20 protein-coding genes are annotated in these 23,272 nt (G+C 47.0%); 9 read left to right on the forward strand and 11 right to left on the reverse strand.

Going from position 1 to position 23,272, the window contains the following annotated elements; translation table 11 throughout:
- Positions 1-198: 198 nt before the first annotated feature.
- On the forward strand, positions 199-1,266 hold the full coding sequence (locus tag HGO26_RS12895; RefSeq protein ID WP_168825595.1) for a porin: 1,068 nt from the start codon (positions 199-201) through the stop codon (positions 1,264-1,266).
- Between the two features lie 165 nt (positions 1,267-1,431).
- On the opposite strand, the gene ssb is transcribed toward HGO26_RS12895, so the two are convergent.
- Together ssb and HGO26_RS12905 are read right to left on the reverse strand one after the other, a co-directional pair.
- Positions 1,432-2,139 (reverse strand): single-stranded DNA-binding protein, encoded by a 708-nt coding sequence (gene ssb / locus HGO26_RS12900; protein WP_168825597.1) that lies wholly within the window; start codon positions 2,137-2,139, stop codon positions 1,432-1,434.
- A 108-nt stretch (positions 2,140-2,247) separates the two neighbouring features.
- Positions 2,248-3,615: an MFS transporter gene (locus HGO26_RS12905; protein WP_168825599.1), complete on the reverse strand. Its 1,368-nt coding sequence runs from the start codon at positions 3,613-3,615 to the stop codon at positions 2,248-2,250.
- A 403-nt stretch (positions 3,616-4,018) separates the two neighbouring features.
- On the opposite strand from HGO26_RS12905, the gene uvrA reads away from it, so the two are divergent.
- From uvrA to HGO26_RS12935, 6 genes are all read left to right on the forward strand, one after another.
- The gene (uvrA, locus tag HGO26_RS12910; protein WP_113940035.1) at positions 4,019-6,901 is read left to right on the forward strand and encodes an excinuclease ABC subunit UvrA; all 2,883 of its coding nucleotides are present in this window, start codon (positions 4,019-4,021) and stop codon (positions 6,899-6,901) included.
- Between the two features lie 184 nt (positions 6,902-7,085).
- Entirely contained in the window at positions 7,086-8,240 is a 1,155-nt protein-coding gene (locus HGO26_RS12915; protein WP_168825601.1) for a M28 family peptidase, read from the forward strand.
- A gap of 194 nt (positions 8,241-8,434) precedes the next feature.
- Positions 8,435-10,357, forward strand: coding sequence for a DEAD/DEAH box helicase (locus HGO26_RS12920; RefSeq protein WP_011847889.1), 1,923 nt, complete (start codon positions 8,435-8,437; stop codon positions 10,355-10,357).
- A 140-nt stretch (positions 10,358-10,497) separates the two neighbouring features.
- Positions 10,498-10,653, forward strand: a complete 156-nt coding sequence (locus HGO26_RS12925; RefSeq protein ID WP_168825603.1) for a hypothetical protein — start codon at positions 10,498-10,500, stop codon at positions 10,651-10,653.
- Between the two features lie 67 nt (positions 10,654-10,720).
- Complete coding sequence (locus tag HGO26_RS12930; protein WP_168825605.1) at positions 10,721-11,080, forward strand: hypothetical protein; 360 nt, start codon at positions 10,721-10,723, stop codon at positions 11,078-11,080.
- Positions 11,081-11,221: 141 nt separating this feature from the next.
- Entirely contained in the window at positions 11,222-11,734 is a 513-nt protein-coding gene (locus HGO26_RS12935) for a hypothetical protein (protein ID WP_168825607.1), read from the forward strand.
- Positions 11,735-11,790: 56 nt separating this feature from the next.
- Here HGO26_RS12935 and HGO26_RS12940 read toward each other — a convergent pair whose 3' ends face one another.
- Together HGO26_RS12940 and HGO26_RS12945 are read right to left on the reverse strand one after the other, a co-directional pair.
- Entirely contained in the window at positions 11,791-12,399 is a 609-nt protein-coding gene (locus HGO26_RS12940; RefSeq protein ID WP_168825609.1) for an HAD-IA family hydrolase, read from the reverse strand.
- A gap of 29 nt (positions 12,400-12,428) precedes the next feature.
- Positions 12,429-13,403, reverse strand: coding sequence for a DMT family transporter (locus HGO26_RS12945; protein WP_168825611.1), 975 nt, complete (start codon positions 13,401-13,403; stop codon positions 12,429-12,431).
- Between the two features lie 318 nt (positions 13,404-13,721).
- On the opposite strand from HGO26_RS12945, the gene HGO26_RS12950 reads away from it, so the two are divergent.
- Both HGO26_RS12950 and HGO26_RS12955 read left to right on the forward strand, forming a co-directional pair.
- Positions 13,722-14,543 carry a hydratase gene (locus tag HGO26_RS12950; RefSeq protein WP_168825613.1) on the forward strand — a complete coding sequence of 274 codons (822 nt, stop codon included), beginning with the start codon at positions 13,722-13,724 and terminating at the stop codon, positions 14,541-14,543.
- A gap of 189 nt (positions 14,544-14,732) precedes the next feature.
- Positions 14,733-15,845, forward strand: a complete 1,113-nt coding sequence (locus HGO26_RS12955) for an energy transducer TonB (RefSeq protein ID WP_168825615.1) — start codon at positions 14,733-14,735, stop codon at positions 15,843-15,845.
- 4 nt (positions 15,846-15,849) lie between these two features.
- Here HGO26_RS12955 and HGO26_RS12960 read toward each other — a convergent pair whose 3' ends face one another.
- From HGO26_RS12960 to slyA, 7 genes are all read right to left on the reverse strand, one after another.
- Positions 15,850-16,179, reverse strand: a complete 330-nt coding sequence (locus HGO26_RS12960; RefSeq protein WP_168825617.1) for a cysteine-rich CWC family protein — start codon at positions 16,177-16,179, stop codon at positions 15,850-15,852.
- 693 nt (positions 16,180-16,872) lie between these two features.
- Complete coding sequence (locus HGO26_RS12965) at positions 16,873-17,823, reverse strand: hypothetical protein (protein WP_168825619.1); 951 nt, start codon at positions 17,821-17,823, stop codon at positions 16,873-16,875.
- Between the two features lie 573 nt (positions 17,824-18,396).
- Entirely contained in the window at positions 18,397-19,464 is a 1,068-nt protein-coding gene (locus HGO26_RS12970; protein ID WP_168825621.1) for a c-type cytochrome, read from the reverse strand.
- A 10-nt stretch (positions 19,465-19,474) separates the two neighbouring features.
- Positions 19,475-20,098, reverse strand: coding sequence for a c-type cytochrome (locus HGO26_RS12975; RefSeq protein WP_168825623.1), 624 nt, complete (start codon positions 20,096-20,098; stop codon positions 19,475-19,477).
- 225 nt (positions 20,099-20,323) lie between these two features.
- Complete coding sequence (locus tag HGO26_RS12980; RefSeq protein WP_168825625.1) at positions 20,324-21,352, reverse strand: DUF2955 domain-containing protein; 1,029 nt, start codon at positions 21,350-21,352, stop codon at positions 20,324-20,326.
- Between the two features lie 213 nt (positions 21,353-21,565).
- The gene (locus HGO26_RS12985; RefSeq protein ID WP_168825627.1) at positions 21,566-22,624 is read right to left on the reverse strand and encodes an HlyD family secretion protein; all 1,059 of its coding nucleotides are present in this window, start codon (positions 22,622-22,624) and stop codon (positions 21,566-21,568) included.
- An 8-nt stretch (positions 22,625-22,632) separates the two neighbouring features.
- Positions 22,633-23,106 (reverse strand): transcriptional regulator SlyA, encoded by a 474-nt coding sequence (slyA, locus tag HGO26_RS12990; RefSeq protein ID WP_105251323.1) that lies wholly within the window; start codon positions 23,104-23,106, stop codon positions 22,633-22,635.
- Positions 23,107-23,272: the final 166 nt, after the last annotated feature.

Consider the following 23,272-nt stretch of genomic DNA (forward strand, 5'->3'; position numbering starts at 1 on the left):
AGATGGATAGGATTGCACCTTTCCAAAACCAGCTGACAGCTTTTATCTGTCAGCTGCTGAGTTACGAAGCCTAATTTTCTTAGTTAGGCGCCTCCCCAGCACTATCATAAGTGCAGCTCCTTACTACTAGCGATACAGCTCAATCGGCAACAAAATCCATTAGCGTAACGCGAGTAGTTGTTATGTAAGGAAACATAAATGAAACCGTCTAAACTTACATCAGCCATACTTGTGCTGAGCTTTGCCACACCTATTTTTGCCGTTCAAGCCAATAATACAGCAGAAACCAATGACGAATTACGCACTGAGTTACAACAAATTCAGCAGAGACTCGCCATGCTCGAAGCTCAAGAAAATGAGCCATCAGTGCCATCGGATACCCAGTTTAATTTTTATGGTTCTTTACGCCCAACCTTCGGCCTGACCCACACTAACTCGGACGATGTGTGGGATGTAGGCGATGCGAACTCGCGGATTGGTTTTGCTGCAGAGCACCAACTCGGTAATGGCTTAGTCGGTTTTGCGAAAGGGGAATTTAAGGTCGATATCAAAGATGACGGCGACTTTGGCGATGCACGTAAAGCCTATGTCGGATTAAAGGGATTTTTTGGTAGCGTTGCCATAGGTAAACAAGCCGTCACGCAGGAAATGATTTCCGATCCCGTTGATATCTTTAACCGCTCAGGAACGCCTCTGGCCTATGACAGTGCGAGCCCATTCAGGCTCAATAATCTCGTGACCTATCGTAAAGAGTTTGGCGACCTGTTATTTTCGGCCGATGCGCAATTCGACGGCAATAAAGGCAGTGGTGGCAGTGACTTCGTTAACACGGGCATCCGTTATAAAACCGACTTCATCTACATTGCCGCAGCTTTTTATAATAAAGAGTTAGAGGACAACAAGGATGAAAATACATTCGGTGTAACACTAGCAAAAAATTTCAATTCTCTGTTCCTCGCCGCAGCCTACCAAAACATTGAAAAAGACAGCGTCGATGGCACAACATTGGATGGTTCAACACTGGATGTAGTTGCAAGCTATCCCATCACTGACAGCTATAAAATCAAGCTAGGCGTGTCCAAATATGACGATGGCGACAATGACATCACCTCCGCGAAATACAATGCCTATAACACTACGCTGGAATGGCATAAAACACCGAAATTCAGCACCTTCATCGAATATCAAAAAACAGATTTTGAATACCGCGAAACCAATGACCAGATCATGCTAGGCATGCGTTATAACTTCGATTATACGTTCTAAGTTTTATCTCAAGCGTATCATCATGTGAACAAGCGAGGTAAAGGGTTGAACAACCTAACCCACGCTTCACGGCAAAAACTTAAAAACAAGAAACAACAAAGCCACGACTCGCGTGGCTTTGCTTATTTAAGACGATACCGTCTTTATGCTTCGATACGTTCCAAATTAGAACGGAATATCGTCATCCCAGCCATCATCCAAATCTGGAGTGAAGTTTTGCTGTGGTTGTGGCGCTGGACGCTGTGCTGGTGCTGCAGGCGCTTGATAAGCTGGCGCTGGCGCGGCTTGTTGCTTAGGCGCATAACCACCTTGTTGTGGTTGTTGAGCCTGTGGCTGACCATAACCTTGCTGCTGGGCAGGAGCTGGCGGAGCATATTGTTGCTGAGCTGGCGCTTGGTAAGCAGGTGCAGCTTGAGGCGCTGGCGCATATTGATTTTGCGCAGGCGCGGCTTGTTGTGGTGCAGATTGATAACCTGCGTTTTGTGGCATGCCGCCCATTGGCGCGCCTTGTGCTTGTCCACCTTGACCACGGCTACCTAGCATTTGCATGCTACCGCTTTGGTCGATAACCACTTCAGTGCTGTAGCGGTCTTGACCACTTTGGTCTTTCCACTTACGAGTTTGCAGTTTACCTTCAAGGTAAACCTGTGAACCTTTACGCAGGTATTCACCTGTAATTTCAGCTAATTTGCCGAACAGAACCACACGGTGCCATTCAGTACGCTCTTGCTGTTGACCCTGTTGGTCTTTCCACGATTCGCTAGTCGCTACTGTGATGTTTGCGACTGCATTACCGTTTGGCATATAACGCACTTCTGGATCTTGTCCCAAATTGCCAACCAAAATTACCTTGTTAACACCACGACTGGCCATTGAAATCTCCTGCGATTCTTTAAATAATCTATTAATTCAGTATGTTGTTTATCTGTGTCGCCATAGAGGAAAATCTGCTTCCCCAAATACCACACGGCAGACCAGATATTATTGAGCAGAGCCTAACACAGCTCGTGCTTCTCTTAAATCGAAATGCTCGTCTACCTTGAGATAAGCTACTTTCTCGTCCAGTACGACTATGGCTTCAACAACGCCCATTAATTGGGATAACTGGGTTGCCATATCGCGCGCTTGCGCCTTGTCTTTCACTTCAGCTTCTAAGGTGTAACTCTTTAACAACACAGGATTTTGCATGCCTAATGTCAGGAATAACCAAATAGACATTAAGATCACGGCAACAACAAATACCCCGACTGCGCCCACGAGCTGGAAAGCACCGCCACCAAGCATACCACCACAAAAAGCCCCTAAAAACTGGCTAGTTGAATACACGCCCATGGCCGAACCTTTTTCGCCGACGGGGCAAAATTTGGCAATCAAACTTGGCAGTGAGGCTTCTAAATAGTTAAACCCAGTAAAGAAGAGCACCACGGCAAAACTCAATACCCAAAGATTGCTCGCAAATGCGGCCATCGCCAGCAATGCCACTATCATGATCACGAGGGCAATTTGGAACATCGCCTTAGTATTTTTGCGCTTAACCCCTATGATGATTAACGGCACCATCAAAATAAATGCGCCCACAAAAGCGGGGAAATACAGCATCCAATGTTTTTCTTTCACTAGACCCGCATCCACCAGATCCAGCGGCAGTGCCACAAATACTGCGGTGAGCACTAAATGCAGGATAAAAATCCCAGCGTTAAGCCTAAATAATTGCGGCTCGAGGAACATACGTTTGAGCTTAGCGGGCGTTGCTAGAGTGTCTCCCTTCGGAGCCTGAGTGATAGGATTAGGCACTAAAAACTGGATCAACAGCATACCGACAATAGCCAATACCGCCGTTAGCCAAAATAACCCTGTCAACCCAAGATGTTGCGCGACGATAGGTCCCATTAGCAAAGACAGGGCAAAAGATAACCCGATACACATGCCAATAATCGCCATCACCTTAGTGCGCTGCTCGTCGCGGGTTAAATCCGCGGCAAGCGCCAGCACGGCAGCGGCAATCGCGCCCATACCCTGTACTGCTCGACCAAAGACAACGCCATAAATCGTATCTGCGTTAGCTGCGATAACACTGCCAATAGCAAACAACACTAAGCCACCGAGAATAATCGGCTTGCGACCATATTTGTCAGATAAAATCCCCATGGGGATTTGCAGCACGGCTTGAGTCAGGCCATAGGCGCCGATAGCAATACCCACCCACAGAGGCGAAAAGCCTTCGAGATGCTGACCATAAAGTGCAAAGACGGGCATGATCATAAACAAGCCCATCATGCGCAAACCAAATACACTGGCTAAAGAAAACGCGACTTTTTTCTCAGTACCCGAAAGTCCGTTGTTACCCATGATTTTGCCCTGGATTGAAGTCTTTTAAGGGGCGCATGTTACCACACCCAAAAGGATTTGCTCAAAAGGAAATAGTGGCCTAAACCACTGACTATACACTTAGCTTTTATCCCGTTTATCACGGACCTATATTGACTGTGTCTGAGTTAACATCTTTATTTTTAACGCTCAGGCACAGGGGTATGAGTCTAACATAGTGTTCACAATTGTCCTGTGAGTCAGTGCGCAACAACAGTATTAATCTTAGTTAATCCATTCCATCCACAACATCCCGCGAAGCAGGTCGACTTAAAGCCAGTGCCAGCCCTAGGATTGGTGCAGATCACAGAATCAACTAAACTCAGCGGCGGAACTGTGCGATACTTGTGCTCATTTTTTTAAGCATATGGCATTAGAGCGATAGATGGATAAGATTGAAATACGCGGCGCACGCACCCACAATCTCAAGAATATCAACCTGACTATCCCAAGGGATAAACTGATTGTCATCACGGGCTTATCGGGATCTGGCAAATCCTCCCTCGCTTTCGATACTTTATATGCCGAGGGCCAGCGACGTTATGTCGAGTCCCTATCTGCCTATGCTCGTCAATTTTTGAGTTTAATGGAAAAGCCCGATGTGGACCATATCGAAGGCTTAAGCCCGGCGATATCCATAGAGCAAAAATCCACCTCCCATAACCCACGTTCAACCGTGGGCACGATTACCGAAATTTATGATTACCTGCGCTTGATGTTTGCCCGTGTGGGTGAGCCGCGTTGTCCGACACACAATCAACCCTTGGCGGCACAAACCGTCAGCCAGATGGTCGATAAAGTGTTGGAAATGCCCCAAGACAGCCGCTTGATGCTGCTTGCACCTGTGGTCAACGCCCGTAAGGGTGAACACGTTAAATTGCTCGAAGGTCTATCGGCGCAGGGTTATATCCGCGCGCGTATCGACGGTGAAGTGTGTGACTTAACCGATCCGCCAACCTTAGACTTACACGTTAAACACACGATTGAAGTGGTCGTAGACCGTTTTAAAGTGCGTGACGATATCAAGCAACGCTTAGCGGAATCCTTTGAAACCGCGCTGGAACTCTCTGGCGGCATCGCGACCGTTGCCAGCATGGAAGACGACACGGGTACTGGTAAATCCAAAGGCGAAGAACTGATCTTCTCGGCCAACTTCGCCTGCCCGCATTGCGGTTATTCGATGGCGGAATTAGAACCAAGGATCTTCTCCTTTAACAATCCAGCCGGCGCGTGCCAAACCTGTGATGGTTTAGGGGTACAACAATTTTTCGATCCTGAGCGTGTGATCACCAATACCGAACTTTCACTGGCGGGCGGTGCGATTCGCGGCTGGGATAGACGCAACTTCTACTATTTCCAAATGCTTAGCTCACTCGCCGAACACTATAAGTTCGATGTCGAAGTGCCCTACGAGCAGCTTAGCGAAAAAGTCCGCAAAATCGTACTTTACGGCTCAGGTAAAGAAAGTATTGCCTTTAAATACATTAATGACCGCGGTGATGTGGTGGTGCGTAATCACCCCTTCGAAGGCATTCTAAACAACATGGACAGGCGCTATCGCGAAACCGAAAGTAACTCGGTACGTGACGAATTAGCCAAGTTTATCAATACCCAAGCTTGTCAAAGCTGTGGTGGTTCGCGTCTGCGCGAAGAAGCCCGTAACGTGTTTTTAGGTGATATCAACCTGCCACAACTCACCACTTGGTCGATTGGCGAAGCCTTGGACTACTTCGAGAAAGTCGAGTTTAGTGGCCAAAAGGCGCAGATTGCCGAGAAGATTTTAAAGGAAATCCGCGATCGCTTAGGCTTCCTCGTCAACGTGGGTCTCAATTATTTGAGCCTATCGCGCTCGGCAGAAACCCTCTCGGGCGGTGAAGCCCAACGTATTCGACTCGCCAGCCAAATCGGTGCAGGGCTCGTCGGCGTGATGTATGTGCTCGACGAACCCTCAATTGGTCTGCATCAAAGGGATAACGAACGTCTGCTGCAAACCCTGATCCACCTGCGGGATTTGGGCAACACTGTGATTGTGGTTGAGCATGACGAAGATGCGATCCGCATGGCGGATCACGTGATCGATATCGGCCCTGGCGCAGGTGTACACGGCGGCGAAGTCATTTGTGACGGTCCGATTGAGAAGATCATCGCCTGTGAAGAATCGGTCACCGGCCAATATATTTCTGGTAAGCGCTGCATTCATATCGATACACCGCGCATTCCGTTCGACAAAACTCAAGTGATTGAGTTGTTTGGCGCTCGCGGTAACAACTTGCGTAATGTGGATTTAACCATTCCTATTGGCCTATTCACTTGTGTGACGGGCGTATCAGGTTCGGGTAAATCAACCTTAATCAACGATACCTTCTTCAAGATCGCCCATAGAATGCTCAACGGAGCGACTGTGGATGAGCCATCACCCTATGACCGTATCGAAGGGATGGAACTGTGCGACAAAGTGGTCGATATCGACCAAAGCCCGATTGGCCGCACACCGCGTTCAAATCCGGCCACTTATACAGGCATCTTCACCCCAATTCGCGAGATTTTTGCCGGAACCCAAGAGTCGAGGACTCGCGGTTACCAGGTCGGCCGTTTCTCCTTTAACGTAAAAGGTGGACGCTGTGAGGCTTGCCAAGGCGATGGCTTGATCAAGGTCGAAATGCACTTCCTACCCGATGTGTATGTACCCTGCGATTCCTGTAAAGGTAAGCGCTATAACCGCGAAACCTTAGAAGTACGCTATAAAGGCAAGAATATTCACGAAGTACTACAGATGACAGTGGAAGATGCGCGTCAGTTCTTCGATGCCGTACCTGCCATTGCCCGTAAGCTACAAACCTTGATGGATGTGGGTTTGTCCTATGTGCGTCTCGGCCAAAGTGCGACCACACTTTCGGGTGGCGAAGCCCAAAGGGTGAAACTTGCCAAAGAGTTGTCTAAGCGTGACACGGGCCAAACCTTGTATATCTTGGATGAACCGACCACGGGCTTACATTTTGCCGATATTCAATTGCTGCTCGACGTATTGCATCGTCTCAAATCCCACGGCAACACGATTGTGGTGATTGAGCATAATCTGGATGTGATCAAAACCGCAGACTGGATTATCGACTTAGGCCCAGAAGGTGGCGGTGGTGGCGGTATGATTTTAGCCACAGGCACGCCGGAAGAAGTCGCCGAGCATCCAACCTCCCACACGGCACGCTTCTTAAAGCCACTGTTAAAACGGGATATCGAGCTGGCAAAGGCCAATAAAGCTAAGGCTTAACATTCGGTTCATGCCGCGGTCTGAATAATAAAAGCGCAGTCGCCCTAAGCACTGCGCTTTTTTTCGCTCAGCAATCCAATATGCTTAAGCTATCGCATACATATAGATCTCATTGAATTAGAATCGGATTTAGGCAAAGATGATATTCATCTTCTGGCGAAGGCTTCAGCGATAAGGAATGTCCATGCGTGATAGCACTCAGTCCCCAGTGACTCACCTTATGTTACCGAGGCAGTATCAATCACTTTTAAGTAAAAATCTAAGCGACATAAACCTAAGCGCATCGACTCTATTCAACCACAGTCGTATCGGTCAGCTGCTCGCCAAGTTCAAGATCACGCACCTTATAAGACATCAATCCCAAAGACTTGGCTTATTAGCACTGGCCTGCGTTGTTACAACGACCCTCACTGGCTGCGCTAACTCAGCCGAAACCTGTGCACGCACAGAGCTAAAACTCACTTGGGCCGAGCCCACAGAGTTACAAGCGACAGTCACAGTATTAAGTTCGGATGAATTTGAAGGCCGCAAAACCCAAACCCAAGGTGCGGCAAAAAGTCGTGACTATATAAAGCAGCAATTTCAGGGGCTAGGTTTACAGCCTTGGGGAGCGGACTTTATCGTGCCCTTTGAATATCAAACCTTCTTCACCCAAGAAAACGGCGCCAACGTGGTCGCCACCGCGATGGCGGCAGAACCGACGAATCGATGGCGCATTATCGTCGCCCACTATGATCACTTAGGCATGAGCGGCAGTAAGATTTACCACGGCGCCGATGATAACGCCTCGGGCGTCGCCGCTATGCTCGCCATTGCCAAACATTGGCAACAGCAATTTGCCCTACAACCCAATACCTTGCCTAAGGTGAACCTGATGTTTGTGGCAACCGATGCCGAAGAACCTGGGCTCTATGGCAGTATCGCCTTGGTTGAACAACTCAAAACCCGCCTGCCAGAAGCGACTTTTGAGCTGATGTTGAATTTAGATATGGTGAGTCACCCCGGCAGGCCCTATGCGATTTACCTCGAAGGCAGTCGAAACTTCACTCAGTTCAATCAATTTAAACCCCTACTGAATCAGCAGAACCGACTTTGCATTAAACTCACGCACCCTAAACCCGTTGGTCGAAGCATACAAAGTACCGATTGGCTGCGGGCGTCGGATCATTACCCCTTCCACAAAGCGAATATCCCTTGGCTGTATTTTGGTGTGCCGACCCATCCCCAATATCACACACCAGAGGATACCGTCGCGACAATCGACATCACTTTTCTTGCGGCAGTGACAGAGTCAGCATTCGAGTTACTTCAATTAAATGTTGAATATTTAAAGAATTAATGGGAAGTGGCGCGTTTCTTGCTCAGTTTTAGCGAAAAAAATGCAGAAAACAGGTTAAATAGCGTGACTCTGATTGGTAAAGTGGCCGCCATGCTGCTATAATCCGTCGTTCGCGGGAAATCGACACGGGGTTGATTTTCTGTCTGTGAAACTTTAGCGCCATTTCGCGCGCGCATCCACAAGGCTACAACCCAATGTCATCCGATGAAAGAACTTTCCGTGAACTCGGCCTATCCGAGAATTTGTTGCGTGCTCTTGACGAGCTAGGTTATGAAAAACCAACGCCAATCCAATCAGCCAGTATTGATCCACTTATGGCTGGCAAAGATATTTTAGGTCAAGCGCAAACAGGTACAGGTAAAACTGGCGCCTTCGCGTTACCACTATTAAACAAAGTTACCAGCCAAACGACACCGCAAATTTTAGTATTAGCACCAACACGTGAATTAGCCGTGCAGGTTGCTGAAGCGTTCAGTAGCTATGCCAAATTTATGAAGAATTTCCACGTTCTTCCTATTTATGGCGGCCAAAGCATGCAACAACAGTTGAATGCCCTGAAACGTGGCCCACAAGTTATCGTTGGTACGCCAGGTCGTGTTATGGACCATATGCGTCGCGGCACCTTGAAACTCGATTCATTACAAGCCTTAGTGCTCGATGAAGCCGATGAAATGTTAAAAATGGGCTTCATCGATGATATCGAATGGATCCTTGAGCACACGCCAAGCGAGCGCCAACTGGCGTTATTCTCTGCCACTATGCCAGAGCAAATTAAGCGTGTTGCTAACCAGCACTTACGTAATCCTGTACATGTTCGTATCGAATCAAGCCAAACGACAGTTGAGTCAATCGAACAGCGTTTCGTACAAGTATCACAACACAACAAACTTGAAGCCTTAGTACGTGTATTAGAAGTTGAAAACACTGAAGGTGTGATCATATTCGTGCGTACTCGTAACTCATGTGTTGAGTTAGCCGAGAAGTTAGAAGCCCGTGGTTATGCTTCATCACCGCTACACGGTGACATGAACCAGCAAGCCCGTGAGCGCGCAGTTGACCAGCTGAAACGTGGCAAGTTAGACATTCTGATCGCGACTGACGTTGCGGCCCGTGGTCTTGACGTTGAGCGTATCGGTCACGTTGTGAACTACGATATTCCGTATGATGCCGAAGCTTATGTACACCGTATTGGCCGTACAGGCCGTGCTGGCCGTACTGGTATGGCGATCCTGTTTGTAACGAGCCGTGAAATGCGCATGCTGCGCACTATCGAACGTTCAACGAACAGCCGCATTTCACCAATGAAAATCCCAAGCCCAGAGACAGTTGCAGAACGTCGTCTGTCTCGCTTAGGTGAGCAATTGGCTGAAACAATCAACGGCGATTTAGATTTCATGAAAGAAGCTGTTGCTCAATTATGCCAACAGTTAGAAGTCGATACCGATCTGCTAGCCGCAGCATTGTTACAGCAAGTTCAACAAGAACGTCCTTTGCAATTGCCAGCCATTCAAGAACGTGTTCGTGATGAACGCAGTGAGCGCACTGAACGTAGCGACCGCGGAAGTGATCGTAATGACCGTGGTGGTGAGCGTGGCGAACGCAGAAGCCGCGAACCGCGTCCAATGCCAGCCAGCTTAGGCTCAGCTGAAGCGTTGAAAGACAACCCAGATTTGAAAATGTGCCGTTACGTGATCGACGTAGGTCGTGAGAATGGTGTAGGTGTGGGTAACATCGTTGGCGCTATCGCAAACGAAGCTAACATCGACAGCCGTTACATTGGCGCAATCCAACTTTACGATGCAGTGACCACTGTTGACCTGCCAGACGGCATGCCAAAAGACGTGTTACAGCACCTACGTAAAGTACGTGTTTGTGGCAAGCCATTGAACATCCGCGAAGCTGGCGATCAAGTATTTGTTGATTCAGGCCGCAGTGCTCGTTCAGACCGTCCTGCCGGTGACCGTAAACCACGTGGCGATCGTCCAACAGGTGACCGCCCAGCGGGTGATCGTAAGCCTCGTGCTGCGTCTACGGGTGACAAGCCATTTGCTGACCGCAAACCTCGTGCAGACAAACCTGCCGGTGAGCGTAAGCCACGTAAACCACGTGAAGACTAATCTAGCTTAAGCGAGAGACTAAAAAGGAGCCTAGGCTCCTTTTTTGTTGGCTTAACATCGCACTAGCTCAAAGCACGCTGGCCAGTTGATATTTCAAGCTGATATAGTCAGTACAAGAATGCCTAGCTTAAGGATATAAAATGGATTTTTTAGCACTGATCACTTCCCCATTTACCTCGGCACTGCCCGAACTCGCTAAGTCATGCCACAAAGATAAAACGTTATTAATCATGGTACTTGTTGGTTGCACTCTGTTTGCGGGCTTTATTGGAATGTTAGTCGCAATGGCAAATTAACTTGCAGTTAAGCCAACATGTCTATTAGTGTCGACTTAGTCTTTAGCAACGCACCTAGTGTATTTCGATGAAAAAAGCCTTTAACGCCGGCCTGTTATCCGCCTTTGTCGCCCCCGGCAGCGGCCATTTTTACCTAAAACATAAACGCTCGGCACTGGTATTTTTTAGCTTAGCGGTCGTGAGTCTTGTGCTGTTGCTATCGCAAATCTATCAAGTGGCGCAAGTCATCGCCTTAGATATTCAAAACGGCATCTTACCGCTAGATATCGGCGTAATTTCTGCCGAAATCACCCAACAAACCCAGACCACAATTGCCAATGCCAATGAACTGCTCTACGGCTTTATCCTCTGCTGGTTAGTGGCATTACTCGACAGTATTCGGCTTGGGCTTAAGCAAGATAAGCTGGATACACAAAGTAACCGCTAAATACCTTCTGACTCTTAGCGAGGCCGTAGCGACAAAAGCGATTTTGATATTGACCTAACATTTTTAATCAATTGAAAAATTGGATATTAACCTTTAGCTACCATGAAAATAACACCATAAACAGTCAAGATGGATGACGATATGTTAACTGAGCAACAACACAATTTTATCCTAAGTGAAGTGTCACAACCCGTGATTACCATTGCCCGTGAGGTTAATTTTGCCGAGCGCTATGCCTCCATGTTAGCGCGCTTTCCTAAGCTCCCTGGCGATTTTAATCCTAAGGTGCCGACGGAGCGTCAACAAATATTGGTTGCCCAGTTCCCTTACCCGATCCGCTTTTACAAAAGTGAGGGGGGATATTACATGCTAAATGCGAAAAAATTCGCCTACCCGCATATGACACTTATGATGGAGATGCGGCAGTGGGTTCGCTTTCGTTTCAACCTATGGCGTGAAGATAAGCGCATCGGTGGCGGTTCTTATCAAGATATTGCCGTGGCGGAGCGATTAGCGCGAGGTGAAGAGATTGACTGGGACAAAGACTGGAATGTACCAAACTCCCCATGGTGCTATAACGAAGATCAATTACAAACGGTGCTAACCGAAAGTTTTGCACTATTTGATGACCTTTGTAAGCAATTACCTAAATAGTCACTTGAATTAATTGAGATATAGGCGGCTAAACAGGTTAACCGCATAGGAATAAATTATTTAGGCCATGCTTTAATCAGGCTGTGGTAGCAAGAGACCAGTAAATCAGCCGCTTGGGCATAATCGGGAATAATTTCAGGACAATAGAGGGCACAGTGACTACCAGCATTGCGCGCAGTTTGCAGATCAAACAGATAATCGCCCACATACAAGATCTCTGCGGGCGCGAGTTGCCACTGCTGGCAAATAAGATGAATACCTTCGGGATGCGGTTTAGGCTGCGCATCATAGCGCGTTAATACTAGTGCGATATCTATGCCGAGTTTATCGATAGTGATTTGCGCCGCTTCTGGCATATTGCGAGTCAAAATAGCCAAGGGCAGTGACTTGGCCCGTAGGCATTCGATAAGCTCCCTCGCGCCATCAATCCAACTGGCCTTGAGTGAACTTTGTCTTTCGTACTCATGGACGATTTCCAGCGCCTGAGCCCGTTCTTCATCAGTACTAAGACTCTCGACATGGGCCAAGATATCTGTACCAGAATGAATCCCCAACTCACGCCGCAGCCCAGCAAAATCGGGATTAGAATGCGCTAAGGTGCCGTCGAGATCGAAGATGACGCCACGGATATCCTGAAGTTTTAACTCGCTGAGTCTAGTGATCACTGGCCTTTCCCATGGATAAAATGTATGCGTTAGACAGCCTGCAAACGCTTCGCCTGACGATTACGGTACATAGGCAGCAATTGCACCACCATCACAGAGACAATAATCACGCCAATCCCCAGCAGAGATAAACCATCTAATTCATCAGCGCGGAATACTTCTGGCCACCAGCCAAGGCTCACCACTAACGCCGTGGCACTAAAGCTAAATACTGGCGTTAGGGCCAACATGGCACTGACCTGCGCCGTCGGCCAGTACTTCATCGACTGGCCAAAACAGCCATAGGCGATCAAGGTATTGGCGGCGCAAAACAGTGCTATCTGCCAATCGAAGCTGTCCATACTGACAAACTGACTAAAGTCGCTAAAGGGAGCCATTACGAAAATACCTAAGCCATAGATCACTAAGAGCACGTTCGCGGGCGACAAACGATTCAGTAAGGATTTTTGTAATAAGGCATAGCTAGTCCACGACAGTGCCGAGAACTGGATGATCATCACCCCAATCCAAACCTGATGATTATTAGCCCCAGAAAAATTTAAATTAGGATGGAAAAACATCAACATACCTAAAGCTAAGGTTGCAAAACAGCTGAGTTGCACTGCATTAAGCCGTTCCTTAAAAAACAACACACCACCAAACGCGAGGAAAAAGGGCGAAGTCTGGAAATTCAGTTGGGCGGCGCCCGGTGCGAGGTAATCGAGTGAGTAAACAAAAGACACATAATTGAGCATCAAGAAGATGCCAGCAAGCACTAACCTTAACCAAACTTTGGCATCAAGTGCTGCAAATTGCTTAAGACTACCTGCGCTCCATTGGATCACTATACTGACTAAAAGCGCGACCAGAAAACGAAACCAAGTAAGAGTCACGGGATCGATAAAGGCCGCCGAGAGCTTTAATGCTATAGGTAACATGCCCCAAAATAAAACCGCAACTGAGATGAATAGGAGCCCAAGCTGAGCATGATTATTTGCCTGAGGGGCGTTATGGCTAAGGTTCACGGAGGAGTCCAATAGAAACCGCAAAATGGACAGCCATTCTGGCACTGAGCCAGCACAATATCTAGCGGCGAATCATGGAAAGATTCGCGTTAGCTTGGATACTTTAGCTGACACTTATGTGGGGCAAGTTTCAGCATCTTACGATAATTGGAATATTGGCCGCACTCTTGATTCAACTGCAGCAGATTTACCCCGAAAGCCAACATTGGCATTTCCCGCGTTGCCAATAACCGAGTATATTTGGCCCATAAAAATGGCTTCTGCCACACACTCTCTAGGCCACTTCTTTTTAAGCTAACGCTTTAAATAGGAAAGTTAATGTTATCTACCGCCACGATCGAACAAGTTAAAACGCATATTAATATCGCAGCCAAAGAATTAGCCGAGCGCCGCGCAGCAGGCACGAGCGGCGATGTACTGATCCCAGAACTAAGGCCAACCAGCTTCGAACAGGCCTTCGCTATTCAACAAGCCGTAGCAGAAATATTTAAAGCAAGCGATAACAATCCTATCGCGGCGTGGAAATGCCTAGTACCCACGGCGGAAAAAACCGTCGTAGCGCCTATTTATCAAGATGATGTGTATCAACAATCGACCACTTGCCCACTCTATCCATCGACGAAAGGCCTCGCCCGAGTCGAACCCGAACTCGCCTTCGAGATTGCTCGCGATTTACCGCCAAGAAGCACGCCTTACACAGAGGCTGAAATCGACGAGGCCTTAGGCCACACACGCTTAGCCTTGGAATTGATCAAAAGCCGCTACCACACACCCAGTGAAGCGACGCATTTTGATGCCCTCGCCGATGGCTTAGTCAATCAAGGACTGTGGTTAGGGCCTGTGCTTAATCCGCAAGAAGGTTTAGAAATGAGTCATTTTGAACTCAGCGTTGATATTGCCAATGGCGAGCACCAGCAAAGCGACACACTGCAAAAATCCGCCATTCATCCCAACGGTTTCCCTAAGGCGGGACTCTACTGGTTAGTTAACTTTTTATCCGCCCAAGGCATTGGCTTAACTCAAGGGCAATATGTGATCACAGGCTCCTACGCTGGCGTCCTCGATCTGCCATTGGCACAGGTCTGCAAATTTGAATACGGCGCGCTTGGACAGTTCGCCGTGACTTTCACTACTAAGTGATTGCGGCGAGTAAAACGACAAAACACTGATAAATAAGCGAACTCAGTTTCAGCTGGGCTCGCTTATTTTCAATCTCAGTGCTCAGTTATCTGCATTCCCCACAAGCATCATTAACAAAAGCCAAACTAACTTGCCTCAAAATGTACACCTATGTATCATCTAAATTCATCAATAATAAGGATATATAGAATGTCACACGGAAAAATGCTGCCAATTGCCTGTCTTCTTGCCCTCACTTTAGGCACTTCTCTTAGCGTGCATGCCTCAGAAAATAGCTTTACCAAAGCCTATAGTGACTATCAAGCTGCCGTAGAAAAAGGCGATGCTGCAAATATTGAAGCAAGCGCAAAAGCCGCTTATCAACTCGGCGAAGCTCAATATACCAAAGACAGCGTTGACTTAGCTAACCTAGCCATTAACTGGGCCAGCGCGATAGAAAAGCAAGTCGCCCCTTACCCATTTACAGAAAAGAATCTGCCAAAAACGGCTAAGGCGAATGAATTGTATCAACTCGCTCTGGCTAACTATAAAGTTCATTATGGCAAAGAAGCGCTTGAGCTTATCGATCCCTTACTGGGTGCTGCACAAACCGCCGTTGAAGCCAAAGATGCGAAAAATGATTTGCTTACTGCTATCGCAATTGCTGAAAAATCCGATAAAAAGAAACTGCTCGCCGATGTAAAAATGGCCGCCTTCAACCGCTTATCAAATACAGAGCTATACACCAAAAGCGTAAGAAGCTATGCCTTCGATGCCTATGATATTTATAAAGAGATTTTACCAGAGAACGCCATAGACAGGGTCAAGGCAACCTATGTGGTGGGTGCCGTTGAGTATGCAGAAAAGCATGACGACAAGGCGATTCCATTGCTTTTAGAAGTCGTTAAGCAGTTTGAAGCCCTTAACTTTAGCCATCCCTATGCCTTAAGTGCCCACGCTTATTTAGTCGAACTCTATGAGCGCCAAGGAAAACGTGACGAGTCAACCGCCCACTGTATTGCTATCGGCAAAATGCGTCCTTGGGCCGACGCACAGGAACAACAACCTATTTTCCGTACCGCACCAGACTATCCAATGTCCTATGCGCAGCGAGGTAAAAGTGGCTGGGTTCAGCTTAAATTTACTGTCGATGAAAATGGCTTCGTCAAAAATCCTGAAATTTTAGCTTCTAAGGGTGGTGCTCTCTTCGAGAAAGAAACGCTAAAAATGATAGATAAATGGCGTTACGCACCCAAGTTTGAAAATGGTAAAGCCGTTGAGGCACAAACCACTGTGCAACTGGATTACACCATAAATCGATAGCTCATTACTTCACCTCATGCCCTAGCTCATCGCTTACACTCGATGGGCTTTTTTCATCCTGCTCTGCAAGCTGCCCCAGACTTAACCCCTGCTTAAGTTGGATTAAACAAGCTTGGCAAATACACGCATCGGCAGACGGTAAAATATGGTTGATGACCCCTAGCGGCGAATCTGATGCTTGCGCTTGCAAGGCGGCCAAAGGTGGAAATGTTTGCAGAGCGCACCAACAATCCTCAATACCCTTACCTAAAATCACAGCACATTGATTCGCGCCTTGGCACAAAGGGCAAATTTGTGCAGTTTCTAACTTAGGTTCTTCCAATGATTGAGACACGGTAATCCTTATAGCAAGATAAGTTGTTATAGCGCGGAGATCATAATAGATTTTTGCAACTCAAACTTAATTGATTGGCACCAAAGTGAGACTTTAAAACTTTCCAAACTACGTTTGAATGCTTTAGTTAAAAAGTCGTGGGGCTTCACCCCTCAGGCTAATATTGGTGCTGTTTAGCACAATGCTATATTGATTGCGGCCTTACGGCCGAGATAAGTCAAAGTCGTGGGTCTTCAACCCACACCCGACCAAGAGGGGATCAACAGCAATTCCCTCTTGGATCTCCCTTGCCGCCCCCTAGCGAAGTTACATGCATTAGAGACAGGCCTCGGTCTTATGGACAAATTGCTATCGCTTCCGAAGGATGCGTCCCTGCACCTGCGAAAGCTAGCCGGTCATCCATGACCGGACTCACGCAATTTATTCCAACGCCCCGCGGCAACTTCGCAGGGGATGGTGAACTTCTGTAGTTTTAGTGTTGTCTGTGAATCCCAGAGATTTGTGTCTTTTCCATTTTTTAAAATTGGGTGTCCTGTTTTGTTGTTCAATAGTTTGTGCTCATCAAGTTATCTAACTTAAATGATATTTGGATGTATTTATTTGGCTCAGTGAACCGCATTCCTGCGTTATAGCAGTAGGGTTCACAGATGCGCACACGGTGAATACGGAAGGCAAGTTGAAATCACGTTAATTTTATGACTTTTTGAATTCTTTAAAGAATTCATCCTGTCTTTCAAATTGAGCGTTTAATTCTTCTTCAGTGATATCAGGCAGAGAGTCATACCAATGCTGTATTGATCTGATATTTGTATCTGTTTCTTTTATTCTAGCTATAAGCTTCTGAAAATTATCTGGTATCAAGCAGGCTAAATTTTCAGCTTGGACTGGACTATAAAACCCCGACATTGGTGGATTAATGCCAAATTTACGCTCCATGTCAAAACCTACTAAAAGTACAGGATTGCTTAATGCAACCGTAAGGGCTATTAATTCAACTGTTTTCAGGTAGTAAGAAAGACTCTGGCTACATGCTTTCTTATCAAATTGCGGGACGCCCATTCCATTTATATGCCGAAACCTTGGAGATATGATGTTGAAGCTATTTTCCAAGCCGTTTACATGAATGACATTACAGATATCCCAATAATGCTCTAATAAAACGTCTGTCCATGACTCGTCATTATCTTGGTCATACTGCGGAGTTGCCTTTTTTAGTGCACTTAACGCACGCTTAAAATTTGGTGTACCGTTATCTGAAACCGAATGCATCCACTTTTTTGCCTTTTCTGACTCAGTACTATCCAAGACAAAAAAACTGCCCGCTACTACGAGTTCTAAAGCTCTCCTTAAAGAATCAAAAGCATTTTTGTAGTTGCCCTGAAAGATCACCGTCAAACAACTATCCAACTCCTGTACCGCTTCAACCCACGGGAAAATGCTTACTTTTTCTAAGTGATCGACTCTTGCCGTAGGAGCTTCCATTAACTCATGCGTACAAAATGACTCAGCTTGCTCAAGCTTTTCGAGGTTTGGATAGTCATTATAGATATAGTTAGAAGTCTCTGTAATAACACTTTCCAAACTAGAGAGCAGTATATCTCGTCTAGCGTTAAAACTTTCTTTTGGTAGGTTGAATGGATTCAAGGTCAACTCTTGTTAATAAATTTGACGTGCTACATACGATAACTGAAAAGATAGTTATCCACCAAAAATTAGAGTTCAATACTTTCCAAATCAGTTGATATTTTCTATCAATAAAGAAATACAGCAAGGTGTAACAAACCTTTGTTTAACCTGGTTAAAAAACTTGCAAATCAGTTTATTATGAAACACAGGAAGTGTTAACCCACCCCGATATATTTTGCCCACTCAAGATAGTTTACTGAGCCACCCATGGCTAAATTCTCGGTGTACTTTAAATCAACAGATGACACTAATGCTCGAAAGGCGAGTCATGGTGATTTGCGAGGCGACCGTCCGCCCCATGGACGGGGCGGTCGAGCATCCAAGGATGGACTGGCTGCGAGTCGGTGAGTGAATGCCATGACTCACCTATACATTGATACCTGCAAACGCGATGATCCCAACAACTGAAATCACAGATTACTCAGTACAATTGACCAATAAAAAAGCCAGCAAGGCTATAGGCTTACTGGCTTTTCTGCTTTATTTACTCGCTTTATTTCATCAAACGAGCACTGAATAAAAGCGGCTCAACTATGACTTCTTAGGGAAAATCGGATAGGACTCAGTACCTAACACTTTGCCATCAACAGTGAGACCATAGTAATCGCTGTCATTGTGGTATTTTTCCTGCGCTTGCTTCACATCACCTTTGCTACGTGGGTCCTGCGGACGCTCGTGGGAGTTGATGTAAGCGGCAACATCCCAAGCCTGCTGGTTAGTTAACTGCATACTCTTACCAAAGGGCATGTTTTCATAAATGAAAAATGCGGCAGTGTTGACCCTGTGCATTCCCGCTCCCCAGTTATAACTTTGGGGTCCCCACAGCGGCGGCAGTGCATACACACCCGCAATGGCTTGACCTTGCCCATCAACACCATGACAAGTTTGGCAATGGGCGACATACACGGCTTTACCTCGTTCAGGTGAATAGGCTTGTTCGGGTTTTGGGATCTCAGGATAAGCTCGCCCCGGCAAGTTAGCACGTTGCTCAACTGTCATCGTCTTAGCTAATGCCTCTGGTAGTGGGAAGTCATCCCGCTTGGCACCTTTGACTAACTCAGCATCACTGATCTCAGGAACAGGGCCACTGATATTAGCCTCATCCATCAAGCCGCCCATGCCTAACCAATAAGCGTAGGCAGAAAGCGCCACTAACTCAGGGCTACCTGATGCTGGGGCTTTACCATTCATCGAATAGTTAAAACAACCTTGGATGCGTTCTTCAAAGCTACTGACTTTATTGTCTTTTTTACGATACGCCGGATAAGCAAAATACGCGCCCCAAAGGGGTGATGCATTGGCTTTACGGCCTGCATCCATATGGCAATTGGTACAGTTAAGCTCATTACCCACATACTTATCACGCAGCTGTTGGGTATTCACAAACAGTTGATAACCTAAACGCACTTTGTCACCAAAGGCGCCTTCGGGAATCGCACTCAAAGGTCTAGGGGTAAGATAGGTTTGATCTGCTACCTTAGGGAAAGAAGGCAGCGGAGCTTGCTTATCTGGGCGTTCTTGTACTGGCTCTGTTTCAGCTTGCGCCTGAACGGTTAACGACCCCATCGCGGCCAGTAATAACATTGCGGAATATTTCATGGCCGGCTCCTTATTTTAAATTCGCAAAGTAGTTGGCTAACGCATCAATCTCGGCGACAGTGAGCTTATTCGCGACGCTCCCCATCATGCCATCGACGTCACCTTTACGTGTTCCCGACTGCCATGCCAATAATTGCGTTTTGATATAACTCGCCTGTTGACCTGCTAAGCGAGGAAATAAGCCGCCACCTAATGCAGAAGGACCATGACAGGTCACGCAGGCTGGTAAACCACGGGACCAATCACCTTGATAGGCTAAACGGGCGGTGTCGTCATTAAAAACAACTTGTTCACCGCGGATAACAGGCTTGACGTCATTGGCAGGCTTAGCTGAAAAATAGCTCGACACTTGCTCAATACCGTCACCTTGGAGCGTCATTGCCATCGGCATCATAGTCGCGTTTTGGCGAACGCCCGCTTGGAAATGCTGCAATTGTGTCGAGATATATTCTTTAGATAATCCCGCTAATCGAGGGCCGAGTGGTTCAATACCCTCACCCGCTGCCCCATGGCAAGACACACATAGCTGTGCAGCTTGTGGCATAACGTTCATCGATTGTTTGTCAGAAGGCTCGGCGGCAGCGGCATAGCCGCTACATAGCATTAAGCCTATGACTAATGTTTTAATCTTCATGTTCTATCCTTGAAGAGAATTAAGCTCTAAAGCATAGGGGTTATTGTTATTTATGTTTGTGCTCACACACTAAACCCATTTTAAAATCAGCCGCTCATTTTTAAAACAGCCAATAAATGAGCCTTAACATTCATTAAGAGTCACTTATTGTTCAATTCAAACGGGATAAATTTACCTTACTCTGTACAAGGTTAAGCTGCAAGCCTTCAAGACTTAATGGCCTGCTCAATAACCAAATCGCGTCGATTCGAAACGATTCAATAACTTATGTATCAAATAGCATAAAAGTAACGTGCCAACGATAGCGATTAAAATACTGCTCACTCGGTATAAGGCACTGAAGATTAAGTCGTTACCTGGGGTCAAATACTGCCCAAACAAAATCCCTAACGTGGTCATAGCACCAAAACCCACGCCAGAGCCATTCGCCTCGCGCACATGGGCTTGGCTAAAAATCATCAGTCCGATCCATAACAAGGGGGCAACTAACATCAATAGCCCTGACCAATCATAGAGCAGCAACTGCACGAGTATCCCAAACGACACCCCCAACAGGGTGCCTATGGCGCGCTTACGGGCATAGTCGAGTGCACCATTCCAATGCATGGGAAACAATAGTAAAAGAGTGGTCGCTTGAGCCGACATCGAATCCCGCAGATCAAATATTTGGAACACCAGAAACGATGCCGTCGCTATGGTCGCGCCAAGCAAGGCTTCGTGGCGCATTCGATGCGACGCCTTAGGCCCTGGTTTGTAAGCCACTCTTGGTTCCACATCGGGCCAGAGTGCCGTCATAGCGTAGGCGATAACTACTGAAAGTGCTGTCGCCCAAAAATTACTGAAAACTAAGTCGTTTAAGTCAACGCCGGGATAGCTTGCAAAGTGCAGCATGATACTGAGACTCAGCACACCGTTGGCACCAAAGAGAAACAAACTGCCGCGGGACATGGCCGCAAAGCGGTATAAAAATAATAGGAAAACGATGGGAGTCATCATGCCGGGATGGCTGCCAAAGAAACCGCCGAGTAACCCAACCTCTAACCCAGCCATGGCAGATGAAGCCAATAATTGGCGCATAGCATGACCATTCATCACTGGCACTAATCCGAGTAGTAGCATAGGTGTCACAGTGAAAAAGACTCCATTGCTCCAACCAAAAATTTTACACAGGGTAAAACCTAAGGTCGCGCCAGTCGCAATCCGTAAACACTGGCGTAAATCGTTGGCCGTCAATGGGCTATGGCGTAGTAACATGCTCGTCGCCTTGTTCTATCGATACATTAAATGAGGATGTTTAGCTGGCTTATGCTGCGTTCACACTTATGTTGCTTTGAAGCGTTCACTCAAGCGACTCGTGGCAAATACAAACCACCGCGAGTCACTCGTGCTCGTCAACACAGATAAGTACTGATGGATATGCCGATAAATATGCTGGCAAATACGCTAGTAAACATTCTAGTAAATAGGCTAGTAAATATAGTGCAGCAGGCTGATTGCTTTAATTTGCACCTTAGCGAGCAAGCTAAACAGACTATTCTCGGGCAGCAGTTGCACGGTCGCGCGCGCACCCGCAGGTAAGCTGTTCATTGCCATACCATCTAACACTAGATGTAATCTCAATCTTTGGGCATCACGTACCCAACGGTCCGATTCCTGTGGCGCGGCTAAACGGCCATTGGCATCGAATTGCCCAGCACTCACGCCCGCATCGACACTGCTCACCGTCGCCCGATATAAACGCCCAGGTTCGCCATCGAACGCAATCAAAGCGGTCGAAGAAGCATTCACGCCACGCAGGCTCTTCTCGCGAAAATCGGCAATAATATCCACTTTATCCGATACCACGGCCAACAGAGGTTGCCCCACGGTCGCAAAACTACCGACTTCTAACTGTAAGTTAGTCACTATCCCATCTTGATCTGCACGTATTTGGGTATAAGACAGATTAAGCTCGGCTTGGGCTAAATGATTTTGCGCCTGACGCACTTTAAGATTCTCTTCGCCATAACTGCCACGACTCACTTTGAGTTTTTCTAAACGCGCATTGGCGGCAAGCAAATTGGCTTCAGCAGCTGCGGCATCGCTATCGGCTAGCTCCTTTTGCTGCTGCGATACACCATGGGTGGCATACAGGGCATCGAGACGTTTAGCCTCGCTGCGTTTTTGTTGTGAGGTGGTTTTATTGGCATTGACCTCGGCCTTAGCAGCCAGTAGCGAGGCATCTAACTCAGAATTATCTTGACGGGCTTGCTCTAAGGCCAATTTAGCTTGCGATACCGCTAACTCATAAGGCGCGGGATCGACTTGAAACAACAAATCGCCCTTGGCAACCGTTTGGTTATTGGTCACGGCTATGGTCTGGATTTTACCGCTGATCTGCGGTGTCACTTTAGTCACTACACGGGTCGCCATTGCTTGAGGCGTCAATGGCATCATAGTGTCGGCCAGCATGAAATAGCCAAAAACCATCACAAAGCCAAACATGGCAAATTTTACTAAACGGGCAAACTGTTGATCCGGTGTCATCTTCTTTCTCACAAAAGGGTGTCTGTAACCTTGGTTAATTTGGCGCTTGCGTTGTCGCTGATCAGGCTAATAATGCGTTCAAATTCGCTCAACTCTTCGGCACTGATCCCGCCTAATAACTCACGGCGCACTTGAATAATCCGCGCTTCCATTTGCTTTAAAACATCTAATCCTGCTGGCGTCAGACTCACAATCCTTGCCCGCTTATCTTTGTCACAACAATGACGCTCGACTAAACCTTGCTCTTCTAATTGCCCTAAGGTGCGCATTAGCGAAGCCAATTCAATTTCTAAGGCATCGGCCAACACTTTTTGGCTCACACTGTCGCCTAAACGCAGCAGTTTCCAAAGGGCAGTCCAACGGGGATGAGTTAATCCTAAAGGTGCCAGCTCAACATCGGCCACGGTACGCCACAGTCGATGCAGACGGCCTAAATGCTCCGCCAGTGATAACTCTTTTAGTCGCTCTAATTCTTTTTGCATCTTGCTCACCCACTTAGTTAGCGTGCTAAGCATTATACTTAGTTAGCAGGCTAAGTAAATATTTAGGCCCAAAATAGATCTGTGTCCAAGGGCACGAAACGAGCGTAAGAGGGAATAAATAACTTAAAAAGGTTCGCGCCCTCTCAAATCTTATCAAGTTGTATCT

This window comes from Shewanella oncorhynchi, assembly GCF_012584455.1.
In the GTDB taxonomy this organism is placed as follows: domain Bacteria; phylum Pseudomonadota; class Gammaproteobacteria; order Enterobacterales; family Shewanellaceae; genus Shewanella; species Shewanella oncorhynchi.

Coding starts and splice junctions, on each gene's coding strand:
- HGO26_RS12925 (WP_168825603.1), top strand. CDS start 10,498: ATGGATTTTTTAGCACTGATCACTTCCCCATTTACCTCGGCACTGCCC.
- slyA (WP_105251323.1), bottom strand. CDS start 23,106: ATGCAAAAAGAATTAGAGCGACTAAAAGAGTTATCACTGGCGGAGCAT.
- HGO26_RS12935 (WP_168825607.1), top strand. CDS start 11,222: ATGTTAACTGAGCAACAACACAATTTTATCCTAAGTGAAGTGTCACAA.
- HGO26_RS12985 (WP_168825627.1), bottom strand. CDS start 22,624: ATGACACCGGATCAACAGTTTGCCCGTTTAGTAAAATTTGCCATGTTT.
- HGO26_RS12915 (WP_168825601.1), top strand. CDS start 7,086: ATGCGTGATAGCACTCAGTCCCCAGTGACTCACCTTATGTTACCGAGG.
- HGO26_RS12950 (WP_168825613.1), top strand. CDS start 13,722: ATGTTATCTACCGCCACGATCGAACAAGTTAAAACGCATATTAATATC.
- HGO26_RS12920 (WP_011847889.1), top strand. CDS start 8,435: ATGTCATCCGATGAAAGAACTTTCCGTGAACTCGGCCTATCCGAGAAT.
- ssb (WP_168825597.1), bottom strand. CDS start 2,139: ATGGCCAGTCGTGGTGTTAACAAGGTAATTTTGGTTGGCAATTTGGGA.
- uvrA (WP_113940035.1), top strand. CDS start 4,019: ATGGATAAGATTGAAATACGCGGCGCACGCACCCACAATCTCAAGAAT.
- HGO26_RS12895 (WP_168825595.1), top strand. CDS start 199: ATGAAACCGTCTAAACTTACATCAGCCATACTTGTGCTGAGCTTTGCC.
- HGO26_RS12905 (WP_168825599.1), bottom strand. CDS start 3,615: ATGGGTAACAACGGACTTTCGGGTACTGAGAAAAAAGTCGCGTTTTCT.
- HGO26_RS12955 (WP_168825615.1), top strand. CDS start 14,733: ATGTCACACGGAAAAATGCTGCCAATTGCCTGTCTTCTTGCCCTCACT.
- HGO26_RS12930 (WP_168825605.1), top strand. CDS start 10,721: ATGAAAAAAGCCTTTAACGCCGGCCTGTTATCCGCCTTTGTCGCCCCC.
- HGO26_RS12970 (WP_168825621.1), bottom strand. CDS start 19,464: ATGAAATATTCCGCAATGTTATTACTGGCCGCGATGGGGTCGTTAACC.
- HGO26_RS12975 (WP_168825623.1), bottom strand. CDS start 20,098: ATGAAGATTAAAACATTAGTCATAGGCTTAATGCTATGTAGCGGCTAT.
- HGO26_RS12980 (WP_168825625.1), bottom strand. CDS start 21,352: ATGTTACTACGCCATAGCCCATTGACGGCCAACGATTTACGCCAGTGT.